Source organism: Microtetraspora sp. NBRC 16547, assembly GCF_030268965.1.
Taxonomy (GTDB): Bacteria; Actinomycetota; Actinomycetes; order Streptosporangiales; family Streptosporangiaceae; genus Microtetraspora.
The window spans coordinates 537,632-560,998 of record NZ_BSSE01000001.1 but is presented as its reverse complement, the minus strand read 5'-3'; the positions used below and the strand labels follow the sequence as shown (position 1 = coordinate 560,998).

Annotated in this window: 21 protein-coding genes and 1 tRNA gene; 12 read left to right on the top strand and 10 right to left on the bottom strand. The window is 67.4% G+C overall.

From position 1 onward, the window contains the following. The first annotated feature begins 48 nt into the window (after positions 1-48). Positions 49-564, top strand: coding sequence for an O-acetyl-ADP-ribose deacetylase (locus QSK17_RS02475; protein WP_285702678.1), 516 nt, complete (start codon positions 49-51; stop codon positions 562-564). Between the two features lie 175 nt (positions 565-739). Here the strand turns inward: QSK17_RS02475 and QSK17_RS02470 are convergent, their stop codons facing one another. Together QSK17_RS02470 and QSK17_RS02465 are read right to left on the bottom strand one after the other, a co-directional pair. Next, on the bottom strand, positions 740-1,528 hold the full coding sequence (locus QSK17_RS02470) for a class I SAM-dependent methyltransferase (RefSeq protein ID WP_285702677.1): 789 nt from the start codon (positions 1,526-1,528) through the stop codon (positions 740-742). A gap of 37 nt (positions 1,529-1,565) precedes the next feature. Further along, positions 1,566-2,303: an SDR family NAD(P)-dependent oxidoreductase gene (locus QSK17_RS02465; protein WP_285702676.1), complete on the bottom strand. Its 738-nt coding sequence runs from the start codon at positions 2,301-2,303 to the stop codon at positions 1,566-1,568. Between the two features lie 136 nt (positions 2,304-2,439). On the opposite strand from QSK17_RS02465, the gene mshA reads away from it, so the two are divergent. The 3 genes from mshA (at position 2,440) to QSK17_RS02450 (ending at position 5,093) form a co-directional block, all read left to right on the top strand. Next, positions 2,440-3,723, top strand: coding sequence for a D-inositol-3-phosphate glycosyltransferase (gene mshA / locus QSK17_RS02460; RefSeq protein ID WP_285702675.1), 1,284 nt, complete (start codon positions 2,440-2,442; stop codon positions 3,721-3,723). A 103-nt stretch (positions 3,724-3,826) separates the two neighbouring features. Beyond that, positions 3,827-4,324, top strand: a complete 498-nt coding sequence (locus tag QSK17_RS02455; protein WP_285702674.1) for a type III secretion system chaperone family protein — start codon at positions 3,827-3,829, stop codon at positions 4,322-4,324. A gap of 25 nt (positions 4,325-4,349) precedes the next feature. Next, entirely contained in the window at positions 4,350-5,093 is a 744-nt protein-coding gene (locus QSK17_RS02450; protein ID WP_285702673.1) for a phosphoglyceromutase, read from the top strand. Between the two features lie 93 nt (positions 5,094-5,186). Here QSK17_RS02450 and phoU read toward each other — a convergent pair whose 3' ends face one another. Next, positions 5,187-5,834 carry a phosphate signaling complex protein PhoU gene (gene phoU / locus QSK17_RS02445; protein ID WP_285702672.1) on the bottom strand — a complete coding sequence of 216 codons (648 nt, stop codon included), beginning with the start codon at positions 5,832-5,834 and terminating at the stop codon, positions 5,187-5,189. Positions 5,835-5,989: 155 nt separating this feature from the next. Here phoU and QSK17_RS02440 point away from each other — a divergent pair, with 155 nt between their 5' ends. Beyond that, on the top strand, positions 5,990-7,129 hold the full coding sequence (locus QSK17_RS02440; RefSeq protein WP_285702743.1) for a sensor histidine kinase: 1,140 nt from the start codon (positions 5,990-5,992) through the stop codon (positions 7,127-7,129). After that, on the top strand, positions 7,126-7,815 hold the full coding sequence (locus QSK17_RS02435) for a response regulator (RefSeq protein WP_285702671.1): 690 nt from the start codon (positions 7,126-7,128) through the stop codon (positions 7,813-7,815). Before QSK17_RS02440 ends, QSK17_RS02435 begins: the two co-directional genes overlap by 4 nt. Before the next feature lie 97 nt (positions 7,816-7,912). Here QSK17_RS02435 and QSK17_RS02430 read toward each other — a convergent pair whose 3' ends face one another. Further along, entirely contained in the window at positions 7,913-8,563 is a 651-nt protein-coding gene (locus tag QSK17_RS02430; RefSeq protein WP_285702670.1) for a copper chaperone PCu(A)C domain-containing protein, read from the bottom strand. Positions 8,564-8,822: 259 nt separating this feature from the next. On the opposite strand from QSK17_RS02430, the gene QSK17_RS02425 reads away from it, so the two are divergent. From QSK17_RS02425 to QSK17_RS36025, 3 genes are all read left to right on the top strand, one after another. Then, positions 8,823-9,305: a CarD family transcriptional regulator gene (locus tag QSK17_RS02425; protein ID WP_030510364.1), complete on the top strand. Its 483-nt coding sequence runs from the start codon at positions 8,823-8,825 to the stop codon at positions 9,303-9,305. Between the two features lie 17 nt (positions 9,306-9,322). Next, positions 9,323-9,778, top strand: a complete 456-nt coding sequence (gene ispF / locus QSK17_RS02420; protein WP_285702669.1) for a 2-C-methyl-D-erythritol 2,4-cyclodiphosphate synthase — start codon at positions 9,323-9,325, stop codon at positions 9,776-9,778. A gap of 64 nt (positions 9,779-9,842) precedes the next feature. Beyond that, entirely contained in the window at positions 9,843-10,253 is a 411-nt protein-coding gene (locus QSK17_RS36025; RefSeq protein WP_352231754.1) for a GlsB/YeaQ/YmgE family stress response membrane protein, read from the top strand. 298 nt (positions 10,254-10,551) lie between these two features. Here QSK17_RS36025 and QSK17_RS02410 read toward each other — a convergent pair whose 3' ends face one another. Then, entirely contained in the window at positions 10,552-11,862 is a 1,311-nt protein-coding gene (locus QSK17_RS02410; RefSeq protein WP_285702668.1) for a DUF2637 domain-containing protein, read from the bottom strand. A gap of 245 nt (positions 11,863-12,107) precedes the next feature. Here QSK17_RS02410 and cysS point away from each other — a divergent pair, with 245 nt between their 5' ends. From cysS to QSK17_RS02395, 3 genes are all read left to right on the top strand, one after another. Beyond that, the gene (gene cysS, locus QSK17_RS02405; protein ID WP_285702667.1) at positions 12,108-13,502 is read left to right on the top strand and encodes a cysteine--tRNA ligase; all 1,395 of its coding nucleotides are present in this window, start codon (positions 12,108-12,110) and stop codon (positions 13,500-13,502) included. Positions 13,503-13,524: 22 nt separating this feature from the next. Then, on the top strand, positions 13,525-14,481 hold the full coding sequence (rlmB, locus tag QSK17_RS02400; protein ID WP_285702666.1) for a 23S rRNA (guanosine(2251)-2'-O)-methyltransferase RlmB: 957 nt from the start codon (positions 13,525-13,527) through the stop codon (positions 14,479-14,481). Positions 14,482-14,530: 49 nt separating this feature from the next. Further along, a tRNA-Thr gene (locus tag QSK17_RS02395) sits at positions 14,531-14,603 on the top strand. Positions 14,604-14,702: 99 nt separating this feature from the next. Here QSK17_RS02395 and QSK17_RS02390 read toward each other — a convergent pair. The 5 genes from QSK17_RS02390 to QSK17_RS02370 all read right to left on the bottom strand — a co-directional run bounded on the left by QSK17_RS02390 (position 14,703) and on the right by QSK17_RS02370 (position 23,197). Continuing rightward, the gene (locus QSK17_RS02390) at positions 14,703-15,917 is read right to left on the bottom strand and encodes a tyrosine-type recombinase/integrase (RefSeq protein WP_285702665.1); all 1,215 of its coding nucleotides are present in this window, start codon (positions 15,915-15,917) and stop codon (positions 14,703-14,705) included. Positions 15,918-16,240: 323 nt separating this feature from the next. Then, positions 16,241-19,573: an NACHT N-terminal Helical domain 1-containing protein gene (locus QSK17_RS02385; protein ID WP_285702664.1), complete on the bottom strand. Its 3,333-nt coding sequence runs from the start codon at positions 19,571-19,573 to the stop codon at positions 16,241-16,243. 202 nt (positions 19,574-19,775) lie between these two features. Beyond that, the gene (locus QSK17_RS02380) at positions 19,776-21,101 is read right to left on the bottom strand and encodes an IS701 family transposase (protein WP_502889121.1); all 1,326 of its coding nucleotides are present in this window, start codon (positions 21,099-21,101) and stop codon (positions 19,776-19,778) included. Between the two features lie 1,181 nt (positions 21,102-22,282). Beyond that, positions 22,283-22,885: a YciI family protein gene (locus QSK17_RS02375; RefSeq protein ID WP_285702663.1), complete on the bottom strand. Its 603-nt coding sequence runs from the start codon at positions 22,883-22,885 to the stop codon at positions 22,283-22,285. A gap of 108 nt (positions 22,886-22,993) precedes the next feature. Continuing rightward, positions 22,994-23,197, bottom strand: coding sequence for a hypothetical protein (locus tag QSK17_RS02370; protein WP_285702662.1), 204 nt, complete (start codon positions 23,195-23,197; stop codon positions 22,994-22,996). Positions 23,198-23,367 lie beyond the last annotated feature (170 nt).

Sequence of the window (23,367 nt, the reverse complement as noted above, 5' to 3'; positions counted from 1 at the left end):
AACAAGCCTACTCGGGGTAGTACTACGTGTCGTAGAGGGGCGCGTGTCATGAAGCTCACGCTGGTTCAAGGAGACATCACCGAGCAGCGCGTGGACGCGATCGTCAACGCGGCCAACTCCTCGCTGCTGGGCGGTGGCGGGGTGGACGGCGCGATCCATCGGAAGGGCGGTCCGGAGATCCTGGAGGAGTGCCGGGCGCTGCGCGCGTCCCGGTACGGCGGCGGCCTCCCGGTGGGCCAGGCCGTGTCGACCACGGCGGGACGGCTGCCCGCCCGCTGGGTCATCCACACCGTCGGGCCGGTGTACTCGCGAAATGAGGACCGATCTCACCTGCTGGCCTCCTGCTACCGGGAGTCGCTCAAGGTCGCCGACGCGCTCGGCGCGGCGACGATCGCGTTCCCCGCCGTCTCGACCGGTGTCTACCGCTGGCCGATGGACGACGCCGCCCGCATCTCGGTCACCACTGTGCTGCGATCCGGGTCGAATCTCGACGAGGCGCGTTTCGTGCTCTTCGACTTGGCAGCATATGAGGTCTTCGACCGCGTTCTACGAGAATTCGGGTGAATCGGCGGGAACCAGTCCGGGGGTTTGCCGCCCCATGCGGAAACTTTGGTGCGGAACGCCCGGGAAGCCGTCTCGGAAGACCCGGGAACCTCGGCGTGGAACGTCCGGGGAAGCTGTGGCGGAAGGCCCGGGAATCTCGGCGTGGAAGCGGCCGGGCGCTCAGCGGCTGAGGTGATCAGGCGATCGCGGACCAGGGGATCGTCAGCTCGCCGAGACGCCAGCGGGACGGCCCGCCCAGGGGAGGCGTGCGCACCACCGGCCAGTCTCGCGCCAGCAGCTCCGCCGTCCTGATCCAGCGCTGGCGGGAGCCGTACGGCGCGAAGGGGGCGCAGGTCGCCCAGGCGCGGTCCCACTGGCGGAGGAAGTCGTGGATGGGCTCGCCGGGGACGTTTCGATGGATCAGCGTCTTGGGCAGCCGCTCCGCCAGGTCCGACGGGCGCTCGAACCCGCCGAATCTGGCGGCGAACGTCAGCGTGCGCGGCCCCTCGGCCCCGAGCGCCGCCCACACCGCGCGGTGGCCGATCTCCGAGCAGGTGCCCTCGACGATCAGGCCGTCGGGGTCGATCCGTGACCGCAGCAGGTCCCAGTACGCCCAGGCGTCGGCCTCGGTGTACTGCCTGAGCACGTTGAAGGCCCGTACGATCCGCGGCGGCCGCGGCACCGGGAGCTCGAAGCCGCCCCTGACGAACGTGAGCCCGTCCCGTTCGTACGGCCGGGCCGCCGCGACCCGAGCGGGATCGATCTCGACGCCCGTGACCTCGACGCGCGGGCAGACGGCGCGGAGCCGTACGAACAGCTCCAGGGTGGTGGTGTGCGAGGCGCCGTAACCGAGGTCGACGATGAGCGGCGCCACCGGAGCCGAGCGGAGCAGCGGAGCGTGGACGGCGGCGATCCAGCGGTCGGACCGCCGGAGCCGGTTGTGCCCGGTGGTGCCGCGGGTGATCTCGCCGACGGGTCTGCGCACGTCAGACCGTACGTCAGGCCGGACAGCGAAGCGCACGTCAGACCCGGTGGACCTTGTGCTGGGCGGCCTGCGCGCGCGGCCGGATCACCAGTCGGTCGATGTTGACGTGCGCGGGGCGGGTGACGGCGAAGGCGATCACGTCGGCCACGTCGTCGGCGGTGAGCGGGTCGGGCACGCCGTCGTAGACCTTGGCGGCCTTCTCGGCGTCGCCCCGGAACCGCGTCAGGGAGAACTCCTCGGTGTGGACCATGCCGGGCGCGATCTCGACGACGCGGACCGGCTGGCCGCACAGCTCCAGCCGCAGCGTCTCCGTCATCGACGTCTGCGCGTGCTTGGCCGCGCAGTAGCCGCCGCCGCCCTCGTACGACACCAGGCCGGCGACCGAGGTGAGCATCAGCAGCACGCCGTCGCCGGACGCGATCAGCTTGGGCAGCAGGGCCCGGGTCATCCGCAGCGAGCCGATCACGTTGACGTCGTACATGCGCTGCCAGTCGTCCACCAGGCCCGAGGCCACCGGTTCGAGACCGAACGCGCCGCCCGCGTTGTTGACCAGCACGTCGCACCGCGCCAGCTCGGCGGCGAAGGCGTCGACGGACTCCTGCGAGGTGACGTCGAGCGTCGCCGGGCGGATGCCGGGCACCTCGGCGGCCAGCTCGTCCAGCCGGTCGCGCCGCCGGGCCGCGGCCACGACGTCGAAGCCCTCGGCCGCGAGCCGCCGGGCCGTCGCCGCGCCGATGCCGCTGCTGGCTCCGGTCACCACTGCCGTCTTCGTCATCGCTGCTCCAAACCGGGTTTCCAAACCTTGGGCGGAGTACTCATCTTTCCAGGCGCTCTGAAAGGCTGCGGAACCGGAGCGATTCGGGAATCTTGTCAGGTTTCTCAGGGTTGTTACCCATCTGGAGGTGGTTCGGGTGACGCTCAGACGGCGTCGGGTCAATCGGGTGGCGACGATCAGCATGCACACGTCGCCGCTGGACCAGCCCGGTACGGGCGACGCCGGCGGGATGAACGTGTACGTCGTCGAGGCGGCCAAGAGGCTCGCCGCCCTCGGGATCGAGGTCGAGATCTTCACCCGGCAGACCGCGCGGGACCTGCCGCCGACGGCCGAGATCGCTCCCGGCGTCCTGGTCCGGCACGTCACCGCCGGGCCGTACGAGGAGCTGGACCGCGCGGACCTTCCCGCCCAGCTCTGCGGCTTCCTGTCCGGCGTCCTGCGCACCGAGGCGATGTACGAGCCGGGCCGCTATGACGTCATCCACTCCCATTACTGGCTTTCCGGGCAGGTGGGCTGGCTCGCCAAGGAGCGCTGGGGCATCCCCCTCGTGCACACCATGCACACCATGGCCAAGGTGAAGAACCTGCTGCTCGCCGAAGGCGACCGGCCCGAGCCCACCGTCCGCGTCTTCGGCGAGGAGCAGGTCGTCGGCGTCGCCGACCGCCTGGTGGCCAACACCGCCGCCGAGGCGCGCGAGCTGATCGAGCTGTACGACGCGCCCGAAGACCGGGTCGCCGTCGTCAATCCCGGCGTCAACCTCGGCGTCTTCCAGCCCGCGTCCCAAGGGGCGGCCCGGCACCGCCTGGGCCTCCCGCAGGACGCCCACGTGCTGCTCTTCGTCGGCCGGATCCAGCCGCTGAAGGGGCCCGACGTGCTCATGAAGGCGGTCGCCCGCATGCTCGCGGAGGACCCGTCGCTCCGCTCCCGGCTCGTCGTGGCCTTCGTCGGCGGCCCGAGCGGCAACGGCCTGGCCCGTCCGTCCCTGCTCACCGATCTCGCCGGAGAGCTCGGCATCACCGACGTCGTACGGCTGTCGCCGCCCGCGCCGCAGCAGGAGCTGGCCGACTGGTACCGGGCGGCGGACGTGACCGTCGTCCCCTCGCACAACGAATCCTTCGGGCTCGTCGCCCTGGAGTCCCAGGCGTGCGGCACCCCGGTCGCGGCGGCGTCCGTCGGCGGCCTCCGCACGGCCGTGAAGGACGGCGTGTCCGGCATCCTCGTGGACGGGCACGACCCCCACGAATGGGCGGTGGCGCTGCGCCGCCTCCTCGGCCGTCCCACCTGGCTGGACCACCTCTCCGGCAACGCCGTACGGCACGCGGAGGCCTTCGGCTGGTCGGCGACGGCCGCCCGGCTCGCCGACGTGTACGCCGGAGCGATGTCCCGGCTGCACCGCGTCCCGATCGCCGTCAACTCCTGAGCCCCGGCGGGCTCGGCCTAATCTGGGGAAAACCGGCGACGCCGGGGTTCGCGCCCCGGACGGCGGGGCAGGGGAGCACGGCCCCGCCCGGCGAGGAGGAGACATGAGTGATCTGGAAGGCGTGATCGACGGAGCGCTGAAGGCCGCCGACCTCGCCTACGAGCGGCCGCGGCCGGGCGCGTTCCTGGTCAGGCTGCCCGGCCAGCACAAGCTCGCCACCATGACCTGGCTCGTCCTCGGCGACCAGGCGCTCAACGTGGAGGCGTTCTTCTGCCGTCAGCCGGACGAGAACCACGCCGAGTTCTACCGGTGGCTGCTGACCAAGAACGGCTCGATGTACGGCGTCCACTTCGCCCTCGATCCGGAGGGCGACGTCCATCTCGTCGGCCGGGTGCCCTTCGACGCGGTGACCGAGGCCGAGATCGACCGGGTGCTCGGATGCGTCCTCACCTACTCCGACGAGTCCTTCGACCGCGCGCTCGAACTCGGGTTCGCCTCCTCCATCCGCAAGGAGTGGGAGTGGCGGGTCAAGCGCGGTGAGTCCCTCGCCAACCTGCAGGCCTTCGCGAGGTTCGCCGATCCGGCGAGGGACCCCGCATAAGCCTTACGGACTAAGCTTTCGGGCTATGGCGACTTTGGTGCTGCTGCGGCATGGCGAGAGCGAGTGGAACGTCAAGGGCCTGTTCACCGGGTGGGTGGATGTCACGCTCTCCCCGGCGGGCGAGAAGGAGGCGCGGCACGGCGGGCAGCTCCTGCTCGACGCCGGCGTCCGCCCCGATGTGGTGCACACCTCGCTCCTGACCCGGGCCATCCGGACGGCCAACCTCGCGCTGGGAGTGGCCGACCTGCTCTGGCTGCCCGTGCATCGCTCGTGGCGGCTGAACGAGCGTCACTACGGAGCGCTCCAGGGCAAGGACAAGGCCCAGACCCGCGCGGAGTACGGCGACGAGCAGTTCATGCTCTGGCGCCGCTCCTACGACACGCCGCCGCCGCCGATCGCCGACGACGATGAGTACTCGCAGATCGGCGACCCGCGGTACGCCCTGCTCCCGCCGGAGATCATGCCGCGGACCGAGTGCCTCAAGGACGTCGTCGAGCGGATGCTTCCGTACTGGTACGACCGGATCGTCCCCGACCTGGCGGCGGGACGCACCGTGCTGGTCGTCGCGCACGGCAACTCCTTGCGGGCGCTGGTCAAGCACCTCGACGGCATCGACGACGCGTCCATCGCGAAGCTCAACATCCCGACCGGCATCCCGCTGCGGTACGAACTGGACGAGAACTTCCGTCCGCTGAACCCGGGCGGGGACTACCTCGACCCCACCGCGGCCGCGGCCGCCATCGAGGCCGTCGCCAACCAGGGCCGCTGATCCCCGTACCGCCCGCGGGCCGTACCGCCCCCGCGGGCGCCGGACGCGAAACGGCGCGGCAGGATGTCCTGCCGCGCCGTCACGGGATGAACGTCAGTCGGCGCTCCGCGAGCCGGTGACGAGGTAGACGACGTCGCGCGCGACGCTGACCGCGTGATCGGCGTACCGCTCGTAGTACCGCCCCACGAGGGTGATGTCGATCGCGGCCTCGACGCCGTGCGCCCACCCCTTGTCGAGCAGCACGCGGAAGAGCCGGCGGTGCAGCCGGTCCATCGCGTCGTCGTCGCTCTCCAGTTCCTTGGCCGTCTCGACGTCGCGGGAGACGATGCAGCTCCCGGTCTTGACGATCAGGCGTTCGGCGATCGCGCCCATCTCCACGAAGGAGTCGCGCAGCTCCGCCGGGATCGCCGACTCGGGGTGGCGCATCCGGGCCACCTTCGCGATGTGCTCGGCGTGGTCGCCCATGCGCTCCAGGTTGGAGGCCATCCGCAGCGCGGTGATGACGGTGCGCAGGTCGACGGCCACGGGCTGCTGGGTGGCCATCACTTCGTAGATGGAGGTCTCGATCTCGGCGTAGAGGCGGTTGACCTCCTCGTCGCGGGAGATCACGCTCTCCGCGAGCTGGAGATCGGCGTCCAGCAGTGCGGTGGTGCTCCGCGACATGGCGGAGCGAACAAGCCGGGTCATCTCCACCAGGCGGTCGGTCAGGGCTTCCAGCTCATCGTGGTAGGCGTCGCGCATGCGGATCACGCTACGCGGGATTTCGTGAACGAACCTCGACCGTCAGATGAACGTTTCCGGAAAAGCCATGGTCACGCCCTGTCTAGGAGGATACAGGGCGAGAAAGGCCGCCTACATTTGGAACCGTGAACGAGTTGCTGGCCAGCCTGGCGGCGATGGCGGGGTTCATCCTGGGGGCCGTCGTCATGCTGGCGATCAGCCGCCAGTCGGACCATGAACAGCGGAGCGAGACCCCCGACGACATGCTTTCGTCCGGTGTGGCCTCCGTCCTTGCGGTACTCCCCTCGTCGGCCGTGGTCCTCGACCGGGACGACAAGGTGCTGCGCGCGAGCTCGGCCGCCCGCGCGTTCGGCCTGGTGCGCGGTGAGTCCCTCATGGCCGCAGAACTGCTCGTCCTCGCCCGGAAGGTCCGCAGGGACGGAGAGATCCGCGAGAGCGAGATCGAGACGGCGGGACGCAGGTTCGGCCAGGAGTCGACGACCTTCGCCGTCCGGGTGGCCCCGCTGGGGTCGCACGGGCAGGTGCTCGTCCTGGCCGAGGACCAGACGGAGAGCCGCCGGGTCGAGGCGGTCCGGCGCGACTTCGTGGCGAACGTCAGCCACGAGCTCAAGACGCCGGTCGGCGCGCTCAGTCTGCTCGCCGAGACCATCCAGGACGCGGCGGACGACCCCGAGGCGGTGACCCGCTTCGCGGGGCGGATGCAGCACGAGGCGGCACGGCTGACCTACCTGGTGCAGGACCTGATCACGCTCTCCCGGATCCAGGGCGCCGACCCCATCCCGACGCCGGGTGCGGTGCTCGTCGACGACGTCGTCCACGAGGCGATCGACCGCTGCAACACCAAGGCGTCCTCCAAGAACATCACCCTCGTCGCCGGCGGCAGGGATGGGTTGCGCACATGGGGTGACGAGGACCTGCTGGTCACCGCTCTGCACAACCTCATCGACAACGCCGTGGCCTACAGCCCCGAGCACACCAGGGTCGTGGTCAGCGTCCGGCCGGCGAGTGACTCGGTAGAGGTGAGCGTCAGCGACCAGGGCATCGGCATCCCCGAGTTCGCCCAGGAGCGCATCTTCGAGCGCTTCTTCCGGGTGGACACCGCCCGATCGCGGGCCACCGGCGGGACCGGCCTCGGGCTCGCCATCGTCAAGCACGTCGCCGCCGCCCACGGCGGCGAGGTCACGGTCTGGAGCAAGGAAGGCTCCGGATCGACCTTCACCCTCCGCCTTCCCGCGTTCGGCGGCACGGCGGGGGCCGCAGAAAGCACATCGACCCCCATGGAGGCCGCGAAGTGACCCGAGTACTCGTTGTCGAGGACGAGGAGTCGTTCTCGGACGCCCTCTCCTACATGCTCCGCAAGGAAGGCTTCGAGGTGGCCGTCGCGGCCACCGGCCCGGAGGGGCTGGAGGCCTTCGACCGCAACGGCGCGGACATCGTCCTGCTCGACCTGATGCTTCCCGGCCTGCCGGGTACGGAGGTGTGCCGCACGCTCCGGCAGCGTTCCAAGGTCCCCGTCATCATGCTGACCGCCAAGGACAGCGAGATCGACAAGGTGGTGGGCCTGGAGCTGGGCGCCGACGACTACGTGACGAAGCCCTTCTCCTCGCGCGAGTTGGTGGCCCGCATCCGGGCGGTGCTCCGGCGCCAGGGCGATGTGGAGGAGCTGGAGTCGGCCATCCTCGCGGTCGGCCCCGTCCGGATGGACGTCGACCGGCACATCGTCGCCGTACGCGGGGAGCACGTGCAGCTCCCGCTGAAGGAGTTCGAGCTGCTGGAGGTGCTGCTCCGAAACGCCGGCAGGGTGCTCACCCGCGGCCAGCTCATCGACCGGGTCTGGGGCGCCGACTACGTGGGCGACACGAAGACCCTGGACGTCCATGTGAAGCGGCTGCGCGCCAAGGTCGAGTCCGACCCGTCCAACCCGCGCTGCATCCTCACCGTCCGCGGGCTGGGCTACAAGTTCGACCCCGCGGAGGCCTGACCCCGGATACGACGGAACCCCTTGCCTCGTACGAGGCAAGGGGTTCTTCGTCGTGTGAGCGCGTCTGCGCCGGCGCGCTTGCGTCAGTGCGCTTGCGTCAGTGGGAGCTCGTCGTCTCGGTGTCCGTGCCGGTCTCGGTCTCGGTGCCGGTCTCGGTGCCGGTGGCGGCGTCGGTCGCAGTGCCCGTCGCGGTGTCCGCTGCCGGGGGCTGCGCGTTCTCAGCGGGCGGCAGGGTGGCGAACTCGCGGCTGCGCGGGATCACCGGAACGGACATCGTCACGTCGCCCGCGTTCTTGAACTTGAGGGTCAGCTTCACGGTCTCGCCGCCGAGCAGCCGCTGCTTGAGCCCCTCGACGGTGGTGTTCGCGGACTTCGTCAGCGTGTCGGGCGTGAGCTGGAACGCGTTGGGGATCGCCACGGAGGTGGCCTGGCCACTGTCGGGCACGATCGCGGTGAGGGCGTCGGCGTCGGCGTTGGTGTTCACCATGGTCAGGTAGAGAGGCGCGGAGCCGCCGGCCGCGATCTGGCCGCCGGATTCCGGCCCGAGGATGAACGCCTGGCTGATCTTCACACCGTTGTGGCCGTATTCGCTGTCCACGCCGGTGCCGCTGATGTGGACACCCGCCTCGGTCGGGGCGTACGGGACGTTGACGTTGGCGTCGAACCCGGCGCCGCACGCGGCCAACGCAGGGGCGACGGCGAGGAGCGCGGCAACGGCGATCACCCTGCGGCGGCTGGTGCTGCTCACGGTTCGAATCTCCTTGGTAAGCACGTTTATGAGCAGAAAACACCATATCCGCGCCCGGCAGCGGTCACGGACCCGGCCTCGTTGTACTGGGCCCCCTGGTTTTGCAGGTCACCTAGTATGTCCCGCTTTGCCATTCACAGAGTCGACTGCTTGTCAAGTCCTAAAATGACGTCTTGACCTGCAGTTATGTTGATTTCACTGTTCCGGGGCCCTGTGAGCGCGTGGTACTCTGGAGTACAGCGGAAGGGGTACTTGTCACATGACTTTCCAGGTCGGCGACACTGTCGTCTACCCCCACCATGGGGCTGCTCGGATCGAGGCCATCACGACCCGAACCATCAAGGGTGAGGAAAAGACCTACCTGGTGTTGAAGGTCGACAAAGGCGACCTTACCGTCCAGGTGCCAGCGGAAAACGCCGAGCTCGTCGGTGTTCGTGATGTCGTCGGCCAGGAAGGGCTCGAGCGCGTCTTCGACGTGCTGCGGATGCCGCACACGGAGGAGCCGACCAACTGGTCCCGCCGCTACAAGGCCAACTTGGAGAAGCTGGCGTCCGGTGACGTCAACAAGGTGGCCGAGGTCGTTCGCGACCTGTGGCGACGCGACAAGGAGCGCGGGCTCTCCGCCGGTGAGAAGCGAATGCTCGCCAAGGCTCGGCAGATCCTTGTCAGCGAGCTGGCGCTGGCAGAGAAGACCAACGAGGACAAGGCTGAGGCACTGCTCGACGAGGTGCTGAACTCCTGAACACGACATCACCAAGGGTGGGCATCGGCGTCGATGTCCACCCTTTCGCATCCGGCCGTGAACTCCACCTCGCCGGCCTGCACTGGCCGGAGCAGACCGGGCTCGCCGGACACTCCGACGGGGACGCGGCGGCCCACGCGTGCTGCGACGCCCTCCTCTCCGCCGCCGGTCTCGGGGACCTCGGCGGCCTTTTCGGGACCGCCGATCCACGCTGGGCCGGAGCCTCGGGCGCCGTCCTGTTGGAGGAGGCGGCCCGCCAGGTGAGGGCCGCCGGCTTCGAGATCGGCAACGTGGCGGTCCAGATCATCGGAAACCGCCCCAAGCTCGCGCCTCGCCGTACGGAGGCGGAGAAGGCCCTCGGGGCCGCTGTGGGGGCTCCTGTGAGCGTCAGTGCCACCACCACGGACGGCCTGGGGCTCACCGGACGAGGAGAAGGCATCGCGGCGATCGCGACCGCGATCGTCTTCGGCTGACCCTCGCGGGCTCGGCTCGCGAGAAAGGGCGGCCCACTCCAAAGGGGCATGCAAACCCAGATGGGTGCAGCGGCGTCCTATTCAGCACGGGGGTGGCGACCCGGAATCCAGGCGCGGAAAGGGTCGCCGCCCCATTTTTGATGATTTGTCGGCCAGCCGGGTAAAACTCCAAGTCGAAAGTGAAATACGTCACTTCGACGGGGGGCTGGTAATGATCGGAGCGATCTTCGGTGCCATCATCATCGGCATCATCATCGGGGCGCTCGCGCGACTGATACTTCCGGGCCGCCAGAACATCAGCATCGGACTCACGATCATCGTCGGCATCGTGGCCGCTTTGATCGGCTCGCTGATCGCCAGTGTGCTCGGAGTCGCGAACACGAAGGGCATCGACTGGACCGAGCATCTCATTCAGCTGCTCCTCGCCATCGTCGGCGTGTACACGGTCACCCGGCTGAAGGGGACCAAGCAGTAAAGGGTGCCGGGTAACGGAATATCTCCGATAGGCGGGGTAGTGATCTCCCTTGAGACCCACTATGGCCGCTGGACGCCCTGTGCGCGGGCGACCGCCCCTCCAGCTGGAACAGCCCGCCCGACGTCTCAGAAGGGTCGGGCGGGCCGTTCCACGCATTCCGCGGCGTGCGCCCAAGGGGGCCGTTCCGTCCGCGGTGTCGCTTGTTCCGGGGTCGTGTTCCCGGGCGATGCACAGGCCTGCTTCCGGGCCTGTGCATCGGGCTTGAGCCGTGGCTTCGCGGCGATCTCGGTGGGAGCGGTCAGTCCGGCGGGAGCGGGGTGCTGCGCATGCGCCCGGAGGGCGGGTCCATCGGCACCGGCTCGTCCGCGGCCTCCTTCGCCGTGCCGTACGGCCGCCGCCTGGCCTCTGCGATCTCCTCGTCGTCGGCTGCGTCCGTTTCGTGGGCCGGATCAGGGATATCGGTAAGCCGGCGCATCGGCTGGGTGTCGACCTCCGCTTCGGACCCGCGTGGCTCGCTGTGCGGGTCGTCACGCCGTCCGGCAGGTCGATCCTCGTCCTGCTCGTGCTGCTCGTGCTGCTCGTCCTGCTCGGTCTCCTCGGTCCGGTCGGCGTCCGTCGGCGTGGCCTGCTCGGGCCGCTCCGCCGGTGTGTCGGGCTCCGCGCTCGCCTGCGCGGCGGCTTCCTGGACGGGCTGAGCGGGAGACTCGCTTAGCGGACGAGGGTGGACGAGGACGTCGCCGACGTGCGGCCGGACGAGGTCGCCCCACTGGATCGGCCGGTTGGGTCGCCCGCTCGCGGGTTCGGCGTCCGCGGTGGTGGAAGACGTCTCGGTGTCCGTGGGGGTCGTGTCGTCCTCCTGGGGCATCTCCGCGACCGCCGTGGGCGACGGCTCCTCGGCCGGATCCGGCGCGGGCGCCTGCCGTACGGGCCGGGCCGGCGCGTGGGTCGGAGTGGGCTCGGTGGCTGCCGGAGTGGCCTCCTCCTGCGTGGAGACGGCGGGGTCCGCAGCGATTTCGTCGTGAGCAGAGACGGCCGGGAGTTCCGCGGTCGTCGCGGCTCCGGGCGGAAGAGACCGTTCGTCGCGCTCGAAGGGGACGATCTCGGCCGCGTCCGTCAAAGAGTCCTGCTCCGACCAGTGCCCCTGCGCCTGCTTGGCGAGGAGGAGCAGTAGCCAGAGCCCGACGCTCAACATCACCCAGGGGAGCAGTGCCACCACGATGGCGGCCTGCCGTACGTCGGGGGTCGCGCCCACGGCGGTTGCGACGGTGGCGGTGGCGGCGGCCGCCATCAGCAGGGTCAGGATGAGGCCCGCCTGCAGCCGGAGCAGCGGTCGTCCGGTGCGGACCAGCGGCACGCTGATCAGCGCGACGACCAGCAGCGCGTCGAATGCGGCGGGGTACAGGTAGGCGAAGCGCGGCTCCGCCTGACCGGCGATCGCCAGAGCGCGCAGGTCGTCGAAGGAGAGCACGCAGGCCGCCGCGGCCAACAGGGCGACCGCGAGACCCGCGATGCCGACGGCGAGGCGGCGAAGCGCCGTTGGGAGTCTGGCGGATGGGGATTCTGGCGGGCGGGAGGCGGTGCCTGCCGCCGCGGGGGGAGAGGCGTCCATGGCGTTTCGAGCCTACAGAATGGGAGCAGCCCCGCCGATCGCGGACGAGAAGTAACATGAGCCGCGTATCGGACCAGGATCACCGGATGGCGCGATGTTGCCCGACGGAAGCCGCTAAAGGTATATCTCCGCTGAGTGATTTCTGGCCTTATGAGTGGTACGTGGGAGACGTGAGTTCACACGGACCGCGTTCACGGTCCCGCAAGTCGGCCTGTGGTGCGGCGTGAGGCATTAGCCTTGCCATCGTGAGCCTGAACCTCTACGACACCAGCACGCGTACGGTCCGTGATTTCGTACCGGTCGAGCCCGGCCGGGTCTCGATGTATTTGTGTGGTGCGACCGTCCAGGCTCCGCCACACATCGGTCACATCCGGTCCGGCCTCAACTTCGACGTGCTCCAGCGGTGGCTGATCCGTCTGGGATACGACGTCACGTTCTGCCGGAACGTCACCGACCTCGACGACAAGATCATCCGAGTGGCCGCCGAGGAAGGCGTGCCCTGGTTCGTCGTGGCCGAGCGGAACCAGCGCGCCTTCACCTGGGCGTACGACCAGCTCGGATGCCTGCCGCCGACCGTCGAGCCACGCGCCATGGGCCACGTCCCCGAGATGGTCGACCTGATGCGCCGGCTCATCGACAAGGGGCACGCCTACGCCGCGGGCGGCGACGTCTACTTCGACGTGGTGTCCTACGCCGACCGGTACGGCAAGCTCTCCAACCAGAAGCTGGAGAACATGCGGGCCGCGGGGGACACCGACACCGACTCGCTCAAGCGCGACCCGCGCGACTTCGCCCTGTGGAAGGGCGCCAAGCCGGGTGAGCCGACATGGCCCACTCCGTGGGGACGCGGGCGGCCGGGCTGGCACCTGGAGTGCTCGGCGATGGCGACGAAGTACCTCGGCGGCACGTTCGACATTCACGGCGGCGGGGTCGACCTGATCTTCCCGCACCACGAGAACGAGATCGCCCAGTCGCAGGCCGCGGGCGACGGCTTCGCCCGCTACTGGCTGCACAACGGCATGCTCAAGCTCGGCGGCGAGAAGATGAGCAAGTCGCTGGGCAACTCGCTGCTCATCCCGGACATGCTGCGCAAGGTGCGGGCGGTCGAGCTGCGGTACTACCTCGTCGCGGCGCACTACCGCTCGGAGATGGACTACTCCGAGGAGGCGTTGCTGGAGGCGGCCGCCGGATACCGGCGCATCGAGGGCTTCGTCACCCGGGCGGCCGAGGTGATCCACGACGTGGACGCCGTGGCCCCGCTGCCCCAGGCGTTCGTGGACGCGATGAACGACGACCTCAACGTCCCGCAGGCGCTCGCCGTGATCCACGAGGTCGTACGCGAGGGCAACGTCGCGCTGGCCCAGGGCAACAAGGAGCAGGTCGCGCGGCTGCTGGCCGAGACGCAGAACATGCTCGACGTGCTCGGCCTCGACCCGCGTTCGGAGCAGTGGCGCGGCACGGGCGACTCCGGGCTGCGCGAGGTGGTGGACGCCCTGGTCGCGGTCGCCCTGGAGCAGCGCCAGGCGGCGCGAGCCCGCAAGGACTACGCCGCGGCCGACGCCATCCGCGAGCAGCTCGCCGCCGCTGGCGTGGTGGTCGAGGACACCCCCCAGGGGCCACGCTGGGAGTTGGCACGCTAGCGGTGCCCCTACCCTAGAGACCATGGCGGGAAAGGCTTCAGGGAAGCCCTCACGGAAGCAGGGGTCCACCAGGGGAACCGGCGGCAAGGGCCGCAGTTCGCTCGCGGGCAGGGGCGCGACGCCCCCGGCCCACATGCGCCACTGGTTCAAGGACAAGGCGCGCACCGAGCGGATCGAACGCGAGGCCGCCGGCGTGGCGCGGCCCGCTCGCGCGCAGTCCAAGGCGCGCCGCGAGGACGCGCCGGAGGTCATCGGCGGCCGTAACCCGGTCCTTGAGGCGCTCCGCGCCGGTGTCCCCGCGAACGCCCTCTACGTCGCGCAGCGCATCGACAGCGACGACCGCGTCCGCGAGGCCATCAAGATCGCCGCTGATCGGGGCATCGCGCTGCTGGAGGTCTCGCGCGACAAGCTCGACCGGCTGACCGACGGTGGCGTTCACCAGGGGATCGGGCTTCAGCTGCCGGCGTACGAGTACGCTCACCCGTCCGAGCTCGTGGAGCGGGCACAGGATGCCGCCGAGGTGCCGCTGATCGTCGCCCTCGACGGCGTGACCGACCCGCGCAACCTCGGGGCCATCGCCAGGTCGGCCACCGCGTTCGGCGCCCACGGCCTGCTCGTCCCGTCCCGTCGTTCGGCGGGCGTCACGGCCGGGGCCTGGAAGACGTCGGCGGGCGCGCTGGCCAACCTGCCCGTCGCCCGTGCCGCCAACCTCACCCAGACGTTGCAGGCGTACCGCGAGAGCGGGCTGTTCGTTATCGGCCTCGACGGCGGCGCGTCCATCGATGTCGGCGATGTCGAGCTGGCGGCCGAGCCGCTCGTCGTGGTCGTCGGCTCCGAGGGCAAGGGGCTGTCCCGCCTGGTCCGCGAGTCCTGTGACCAGGTCGTTCGCATCCCCATGAACGCCGCGGCCGAGTCGCTCAACGCGGGCGTCGCCGCCGGCATCGCCCTCTACGAGATCGCCCGTCAGCGTCGCCGGTGAATCCTCGGTGACGGTACCGCCTCCGGCCCACTAAACTCGTGGGCGGTACGCCGCCTTAGCTCAATCGGCAGAGCATCTGTCTTGTAAACAGAAGGTCTGGGGTTCGATTCCCCAAGGCGGCTCGGATGTGTAAGGCCCCTGGCCAGCGGTTTCGCGGTCAGGGGCCTTGTCTTTGTCCGGACAAATCTGGGATCTTGCTAACACCCTTGCTAACAGCGGGCTTACGCGGCCTTGATCGCGTTGGCGAAGACGTCGGCCGCGCTCGCCATTTGCTCGTTGATCACGTGTGCGTAGACCCGGAGAGTGATCGCCGGGTCGGAGTGGCCCAGGCGGGCCGCGACGACGTGAACGGGGACACCAGCGAGCAGAAGTGTGGTCGCATGGATGTGCCGTAGGTCGTGTAGCCGGGCGTGGGGGAGCGGCTTGCTGGGCTTCGTGTCGTTGTACGCCTTGATCAGGGTGGGCATCAGAGAGCTGACCGTGTCGGGATAGATCGGCTCTCCCCATCCGGTGGTGAACACGTAGTCGTCCGCGCCCCTCCACGACTCCCCGAGGCGGAGCCGGTCAGCCTTCTGGCGCCTGCGATGCTCGCGGAGGACTTCGACGGTCTCGGCGTCCAGGCTGACGGCGCGGGACCGCCCGCCCTTGGTGGTGCCCTCGATCCTCTCGCCCTCGACCACGGCCGAGGAGCCCATCACGCGGATCTGGGGCGTGTCCAGGTCGACATCAGCCCACCGCAGGTTGCACAGCTCGCCACGACGGGCGCCCGTGTAAGCGGCGAGGTGGAAGAACGCGAACAGCCGGTGAGTCTTCGCGGCGGTGAGGAATCCGCGGAGCTGTGCCGGAGTCCACACGGTGCCCGGTTCAGTGACCTGGGCGCGCGGAAGCTTGGCGCGTTCGGCGGGGTTGCTGGGCAGGATCTCGTCAACGAGAACAGCGTCACTGAGCGCCTTGCGGAGCACGGTGTGCACGTTCTTGACCGTGTTCGGGGCGAGGCCCTTGCCGTTCCTACGGCCGGCCGTCAGCAGATCCCGGTAGAGCTTCGTGAGGGTGGCCGGGCGTACAGCCTGAAGCCGTACCCTGCCAATGTTCGGCTCGATGTAGAGGCGGATCATCACGCGATATCCGGCGAGCGTCTTCGGCTTGATCTCCACGGCGTGGCCCTCGATCCACTCGGCGAGGTATTCCGCGACTGTGATCGCGTTCCGGTCGATGTATTCGCCGCGCCGGGCCTTGACCCGCGCCTCGTCACGGGCCGCCTTGGCGCCATCTTCAGTGGCGAAGCCGCTCACCCATTTCGGCTTGCTCTCGCCGGTCTCCGGGTCCTTGACGCGCGGATGCCAGCCGCTCCCGTACAGGCAGACGCATGACAGCCGCGAGACGCAACCACCAGGACGGACACGACGCCAGTCACCGCGACCACGCGAGCGCGTCATAGCGGGCCGAGGTCCATTGTGCCTCCGGCGGGGGCACTCCGGCTCCGGGATGATCGCCGATCAAGAGCCAGGTCAGTTGGCGGCGGGGAGCCCTGATCGTCCCGAGCGCCATCGCCCCAGGCAAGCCCAGCAGATCGGCTCCTACGGCTCAAGCCTGGCCGTGACTGATGGCATTCAATGGCCGAGGAACCACGACCGGGTTGACGTACACGCGAGGCCGGGCTTGCGCCTCCGTCGCCGGCCCGCTGCCGCTCCGCGGTGGGACGACGGCAAACGGGAAGATCAGGGTGTGGGCGCTACATACGGATATGCGTCATGAATCCTTAGAAGTCCATGCGCTCACGACCGATTTTCGTTGTGTCATCCAGCAGATGCGCGTTTCGAACTGACTGAGTCTGACCAAGCGTGATATGGAGCCCTGTTTTGGCAAGGGGGGCCAAGTCGACGTTGACCGCCACATCGCGCAATTCAAGGTATTTGAGATTTGGGCAGTGCGCGAGCGGAGCAAGGTCAGCGACCTGGCGAGCCGAGTTGAGAACGAGGCTCTCAAGGTTAGATAGCTTGGCCAGTGGTGCGAGGTCACTCATTAGCAGATTAGCGAGTTTGAGAGATTTCAGATTCGGATTATCGCCTAGACCCTCGAAGGTTCTACAGGAGTCTATCTGCAGATCGGCCACCGGCAGTCTTGGTAAGGTCTGCAGATCCTGGAGTCTAGGGCTGCTGACGCTTAGGTAGGTCAGTGGAGCGGAGATTTCGGCGAGGACGTTTAGGATACCGCTAGTGTCGCATGTTCCAAAGAATGCAAGGGATTCTAGTTGGCGCATCTGGGCGAACGTCAGCGGATTAATCTTCTGCCCCGAAGTGCCTAGCGACAGGCGTACCAGCTCGTTCTGCCGAGATAGTGGCTCGTACCAAAGATCGTGATCCTCCCGCGGGAGCTCAAGCCCAAGGCCTTTCAGTCGAGGGAGCCGGTCGAGGAATGTGAGGTCGCTTTGCTCGACATTCCACAACCAGAGATCCTGTAGGTGGCCGAGGTTTTCAAGCGTGGCCATACTGACATGTCGCTCGGTACTCATGCTAATCCATAGCCGACGCAGGTTACGAAGCTGCCCCACCGGGTCTAGATTATTCGTGTCGAGACCATTTAAATCTAACCACAGCAGCCGGGAAAGGTTTCGCGCAAAGCTAATGTCCGTGATCTCGTTATCGGTATATATGGACAGGTAGGTCAAATTGTTCAGATGTCGAAGGCTGGGTAGTAGCCGGTGGTTATCGATAAAGACACGGGTATTCAGTGGCGCCTTGACCAAAACGTCCCGTGCGTATGTTTCTGTGTCGAAATAGAGCCATCCGGCGATAAGTTGATCCTGTACCTTTGAACGTGAATCGCTGGCGTAGGCGGCTAACTTCTCGATGGCGCCGGCCCCGTTGATTAGCCAGGCTACGCGCACGGTCATGCCAGCCTGTTTGGCGGTGAGTCCCGACAGGCTGTCGGGTAGCCGGTGTAGGACTTCTTCGCCTACCACTGCCAGCATCCTCGCCTCGTCCTCATTCCGAGGTGGTATGACCGTCGCGAGGCATGTCTCGATGCTGCCCCTCAATTCGACCGGGATCTCTTGAATGGTCTCCAGGCAAGCAGCGACCAGCATCCGGAGCTTTCGTGCATGTCGGTCCCCCGAGTCTGCCCGATTAAGCAATCCTTGCAGCAACTCCCGCCGTAGCCTTCCGGTTGCGTGCCCGGCCACCATCACTACTACCTCCCTCCATTGGTCTAAATGTGCCCGCTCGACCACTACCTCCATGTCCTCGTCTTCGACGAGCTGCTCAGCTGCCAGATACTCCTGCACCGTTCGATGTGCGAAATCAATTCGACCTGGTACCGGCTCCCGCAATGCGCCGCTCCGTCGTACCAAGTGTTCCAGCACCATCTCCGCCGTATACGGCATACGTGTCATAGAGGATAGCCTCTGCTCGATCCGCTTTAGAGCGGTGGCCCGAGACAGCTCCGAACGACCCATTGAGACTAGCCGCCACGCTAGATCTCTCAATATCCAGATTTTCTGTTCGGGATCGAGTATCACATCATCTCGAATTCCCCGCTCGGCGTCTCGCCGCTCTAGCAGCAACGCCAGAACCGCGTCGTATAGGCCCATACGGCTGCGGGGCAACTGGGTTCGTCGGTCGAGGTTTAGCGCACAGAGCATCGCTGCAAGCAAAGGTGTCGAGGCTAACGTCCGCAGGTGTCCGCTGCTCTCGAGGCGAGCCAGTAGCGCCCCCTCGTAGCTGGGCAGTTCGTCAGCTGCACAAGGCAGGCTGGGGCAGTCGCGCATAGCAATATGCCACTGCCGAACCAACTCTCGTAGATCCTCCGAAGTCATGGGCTCAAGTAGGGCGGCAGTGAAGCCCTCCTCTGCTAGCCATTTGGCGTCGGCCGCCGCTGGCCTCGATGTCACGATGACCCTCATCGACGGATATGCCGCGAGTAGCCGAGTCAGCCATTGGCGTACGGCTTGTCGATGCCGTACTACTAACTCGTCCACTCCATCCACCAGCAGTAGGCCGCGACCTGCATCAAGCACTCGCTCCACCCATCCGCGCGGCATGCGTCCTGCCAGCTCCTGGGCTACGTCGTTCAGAAAGTCGGGAGGAGCCGGGAAGCGGCCATCGGAGTGACTGCGGAGCTTAATTATCAGCGGCACGCATCCGTTCCACTCCGTCAGGTCGCCCGAAAAACCTTTAAACGCAGCCGTTACCGCCAACCAGCGAAGCAGCGTACTTTTGCCCGACCCAGCATCACCGCGCACGAGCGTCAGGCGTGAGCGGCCGAGCGCCGACTCGATGCGGAGCATGCCAGGCTCCGGCGCTACTGGGTCTGTGAGCGAAGCGATCGATAGTCGCTCGGCCATCGTTCGCGCCTTGCTTTCCTCGGTGCTAACGCTAAGGCTGATGTAGGCGACGCTCAGTGAGGTGCGCGGCCTAAAGCTCTCTACACGCACGCCGAACAATTCCACCTCATCCATCGTGCGGCTTACGAAGCTGAGATATTGCCGCTCGAAGGCCTCGTCGTTTTGGCTGCCCTCGGGTGCATCGAGAGTCCGTACTGGCATCCTTGCCAGTAGCCGCTCCACGCCCTCAGCCAATCCGGTAAGCCTGGCTAAGGTCTCGGTGGCCGCTCGGGGCAGGTACTGTGGAAGTTCCCGCATCATCCCAACCAAGCAATCCACACACTCGGCCAGTAGTACCATGTATAGCTGTTGTTCGGCGTCGCTAAGCTTAGGTGAGGGTAGGGTAGCCATAAGTTGCTCAGCTACTCGAGCCGAGTCCGCGTCCGCCTTGAATAGCGCGGCGTCAGATAAGTCGGCAGCCTGCAGAGTGGCTACTACCTCATGCAGGACGGCGGCACGGTCGTTGTCAGCAAGGCCTCGGTACTCCTGTTCCAGAAGCGCACTTAAGCGCGCCTCTATAGCCAGCGCTACACCCTCAATTTGGTTTTCGAACTTGCGTACAGCGAGGCGGTCGCGATAGCTATTTCTGATCAGGTCTTTAAGATCCGCCCCAAGATCTTTTGCAGACGCCCGGGCGAGGAGCCACTCACGTACCGCCTTCGTCGCCACTGCCTTGCCCGCCGCAGTTGCGGCAGCTTCCACAATTGCCATCGGGCTGCCCTCCGTCTGCCGTACAGGAGGCATCATCTCTCCACAGAGAGGACATTGTCGGCTTTTCCGTCAACATCTGCCCCGCCCCTTCCTCCTAGAGGTGCTGGGGCGAGGTGGTTTTACACGGGGCCTAGTACGACAGCAGTACTTTGTGATCTGGCCCTCCGCCTCGACGATCGTCGGCTGATGCCGTGAGCTGGGATTATGTGAGGGCCAGGCGTCTGCGGTAGCGGTGCCAGCGGGCGCGGGCCTGATGGCGGCGCCGCCAAGTGCTCCAGCGGAGCTCGAACTCACGCCGCAGGGCGGCGACACGTGGTGTCACTACGGTGCCGACGTGGGAGAACACGGTGAGCAGGCGGCGGATCTCGGGCACCGTCAGCGCGATGAGCCCGTAGTCGTCGGGCGGAGCGTCCTGGCTGGTACACGGCACGACGGGGGCGGGATGACGGCGGCGCTCGACGGCGACGACGACAGCCAGGATCGCGAGTGCGGCCATCGCCAAGATGACATGCCGCCGCCACGACCGGTACCGGCGGACCTGGGTGTGATCGAGCCCGACCTGCCCCTTGGACTGCTGGAAATCTTCCTCTACCGCCCACCTGACGCCCGCGACCCGGACCAGGACAGGTAGCGTCAACGCGCGGCCCTCGGGCACATGGCAGTAGAAGAACGCCAGCTCAGAAGGGGTGCTGACCGAACGCCGGATCAGTAGCACATGCCGCGGGCCGACGGTGGCGACCATCGCCCAGTCATAGACGCGCGGCCCCTTGGATCCCGCGCCGCACGAGCGCCGCTCCCAGGCGCGGGCGGGGACGAGCGCGGCCAGATGGTCGGCGCGGTGCGAGCTGGCCGCAGTGGGGACGGGGAAGTCCACCCCGACCGCCAGCACGTACCCGATCCGCTGTGCTTCGAGGAAGGCACGCAGCTTGGGATCGCGACCGTACACCTCATCACCCGCCGCCCACGCAACCTCGACGCCCGCCGCCAAGACGCGGGACGCGATCCGCTGCGCGAGCTGCGGTTTCGTCGCGAACCGCCAGTCGGCGGGCAGGCCCATAGCCTCCCGGGTCGCGGGCAGGTCGACGTATTTGCGCTGCACGTACAGTTCGGTGTCGATCAGGGCGTGGCCGAGCGGGCTGGCGTAGGTGGCATAGACGGCGACGATGCAGTTGGTGACCTTGCCGGCGGTGCCGGTGTACTGGCGACCCACCCCGCAGGTTGCGGTCCCCTTCTTCTCCTGGCCGGTCTCATCGAGAACCAGCACCGCATCAGTGCTGGCCAGGTGGCCGATCACGTAGCGGCGGACCGCGTCTCGGACGGTGTCCTCGTCCCAGACAGCGCGCGACAGCAGTCGCTGCATCACATCCGGGGTCATGTGCCCGGCGTATTTACTTAGGTCCCAGCAGGTTTTGCGGGGGATCTCCGACAGCAGCCCACGCAGGTAGCCGGTCGCTGCCTTGCGCGGCTCGACCCGGCCGAATGCGCCCGCGATCGCGCTGGTCAGCTCGGTGAACTTCCGTTCCAGCAGTTCGGGCTCTACGATGGCCGCTACGGCCGTCTCGGGATCTTGGTTTCTCACAAGATCGTGATCTTAGAGGCGGCCGTTCGCATGCGCGAGATCACTCAACGTGAACAATCTCGAAGTACTGCTGTCGTACTAGAAGGCCCCACGAAGCCCTCGAACGGGGATCTGCTCAGTCTGTTGTCAGGATCAGCGCTGATCAGGAGGCGAGGGATGCTGCTGTCGGCGAGCTCCCGCGGGTGTGCCCGGAGATAGCTCAGGTACTGATGCAAGGCATCAGCATGGGGCGAGTCGAGTCAGCGAAAAGTCAGCGAACCTGCTGATACCCGACTGTCTGGGGCGCCAGCAGTCGAGATCACACCCGCACGAGGGAGTGCTAGTCAGCACCCGCTGAGTCGGCACCGACCGCTTTTCCCGCGTTCGCATCGAAGGTGTCACGGGATCGACCTTGCTAACGCGGTTGCTAACAACGGCCATGGACGATCGTGGAAGCGGGTGGACTGGGTGCCTTCCCAGAGGTGCCGTTGACCAGGGCTCTGCGCCAGCTGTGGACGCCTGTGGACATCGCCGATTCTCCTTGTAAACAGAAGGTCTGGGGTTCGATTCCCCAACGCGGCTCTCACATGAAAGGCCCCTGGCCAGCGGTTTCGCGGTCAGGGGCCTTGTGATTGTGTGGGTCATCCGGTCTCTTCGCTGTCTTTGAGGGCCACCTTGGGAGCCGCCCGCTTCCGTTGCCCCAGCAGAGCGCCGGTAATGGCCTCTGTCGCCGCCCGCCGGTCGCCCTCCATGAGATGGCCGTAGACGTCTTTGGTGATCGCGACGCTGGCATGCCCGAGGACTTCGGAGACGGGCCGTACTCGCGCGGTGGTGCGCGCGGTTGGCCCGTCGCACAAGCCGCCGCCGTACCCATCGAACGCGCCGACCCAGCGCCACGCCCCCGCCGTACGTGGTTTCCTGCACCCGCCGCCCGAATGTCCGGGGCAGGCGGAACCTGTCAAGGATGGCTGTGCACGTAGGACAACCGCGCACGACGGAAGGTCACCGGCTGATGGAACACAGCGAAGCCATCCTTGACAGAACCCGCCTGACAGTCCCGGAAATGGGCGGCTAGCGGGAGCAGGGGAGGAGTGGCACAGCGATTTCAAAGAGCGAGAACTGGCCCCACCTCGGCGACGGTCAAGTGCTCATTACCGCCGCCCGCCGAACTCCCAATCGTGGACCTCGATGTCGGCGTACCGGTCCAGGGTCAGGACGGCGCGTGCCGCATGCGGGTCCGGCGCCCGGACCAGCAGCGCCGTACCCAGCCAGGTGGTGCCGTTGTCGGACAGCAGCGGCCCATACGCGATCAGCTCGTCCCGGTCGGGCGGCGGGACAAGGTCGGCAGCCTGCCCGGAGCCGAGGCCCAGCACCAGATACCGGTTGCCGCCGTCTCGGCCGCCAGGGAAATCCCACATGGTGCGCCCCAGCACGTTGCGCCATCGGCGCAACATCACGTCCCGGTATACACCGGCCTGGTAGTTGGGCTCTTCGAAGACGAACGCACGCGCAGTGGCGAGATCTGGTAGGTCGACGATGTGCACGCTGCCTGTGGCCGTGTCGCTGCAGCGGCCGAAGGTCGGGCCACGGGCGATCATCTCCGCCGCGTACCGGTCCATGTAGGACCAGTGCTCTTCCAGCAGTTCGTCGCGCAGTGCGGCGGAGTCAGGCCGATCGCGGTGATAGCAGAGGAACTCCATGCCGAGAGTACCTACCATGGACCGCAGCGGCAGCTCCATTAAAGGCGTGCTCAAGAGGCGCGCTGAGGATCAATCACATGACGACGCCGACGACGTCCGACAGGGCAATCGTTCCGTGGTCGGGATCGGCCCGGTGGGCGCGCGAGTCATGCGCTCTAACGATCATCCGCTGTGCCCGGAGACGATGCTCTCGATGGTGCTCAGCCAGAGGGCTCGGTCTGTTGCCTGGAAGTGATGGCCGCAGCCGAGACATTGCCAGCCCTCTTCGATGGCGTCCTCCCACACGACACATCCGCCGAGGAGCAGCTCGCCCGCTTCGGCTGCCTTAATGGCGGCGGGAGTAGGCAGGCCGAACAGGAACGGCACGGTTTTGCGGGAACAGTGGGGACACGGTGGGCTGGACATCCCTCACAGGATTGCAGAAAGCATGGGAATGACGACAGGCCCCCACTGGAGCGAGCTCCAGAGGTCGACGTTGTAGGTCTACTGATCACAATGGCTGTCGAGGCTCTGGCTTAGACGATCGAGGGCCTTGC

Bases quoted from the DNA above. Each gene is read 5' to 3' on its own strand.
- QSK17_RS02475 (WP_285702678.1), top strand. From the start codon at position 49: ATGAAGCTCACGCTGGTTCAAGGAGACATCACCGAGCAGCGCGTGGAC.
- QSK17_RS02465 (WP_285702676.1), bottom strand. From the start codon at position 2,303: ATGACGAAGACGGCAGTGGTGACCGGAGCCAGCAGCGGCATCGGCGCG.
- QSK17_RS02455 (WP_285702674.1), top strand. From the start codon at position 3,827: ATGAGTGATCTGGAAGGCGTGATCGACGGAGCGCTGAAGGCCGCCGAC.
- QSK17_RS02450 (WP_285702673.1), top strand. From the start codon at position 4,350: ATGGCGACTTTGGTGCTGCTGCGGCATGGCGAGAGCGAGTGGAACGTC.
- phoU (WP_285702672.1), bottom strand. From the start codon at position 5,834: ATGCGCGACGCCTACCACGATGAGCTGGAAGCCCTGACCGACCGCCTG.
- QSK17_RS02440 (WP_285702743.1), top strand. From the start codon at position 5,990: ATGGCGGGGTTCATCCTGGGGGCCGTCGTCATGCTGGCGATCAGCCGC.
- QSK17_RS02425 (WP_030510364.1), top strand. From the start codon at position 8,823: ATGACTTTCCAGGTCGGCGACACTGTCGTCTACCCCCACCATGGGGCT.
- QSK17_RS02410 (WP_285702668.1), bottom strand. From the start codon at position 11,862: ATGGACGCCTCTCCCCCCGCGGCGGCAGGCACCGCCTCCCGCCCGCCA.
- rlmB (WP_285702666.1), top strand. From the start codon at position 13,525: ATGGCGGGAAAGGCTTCAGGGAAGCCCTCACGGAAGCAGGGGTCCACC.
- QSK17_RS02390 (WP_285702665.1), bottom strand. From the start codon at position 15,917: ATGACGCGCTCGCGTGGTCGCGGTGACTGGCGTCGTGTCCGTCCTGGT.
- QSK17_RS02385 (WP_285702664.1), bottom strand. From the start codon at position 19,573: ATGGCAATTGTGGAAGCTGCCGCAACTGCGGCGGGCAAGGCAGTGGCG.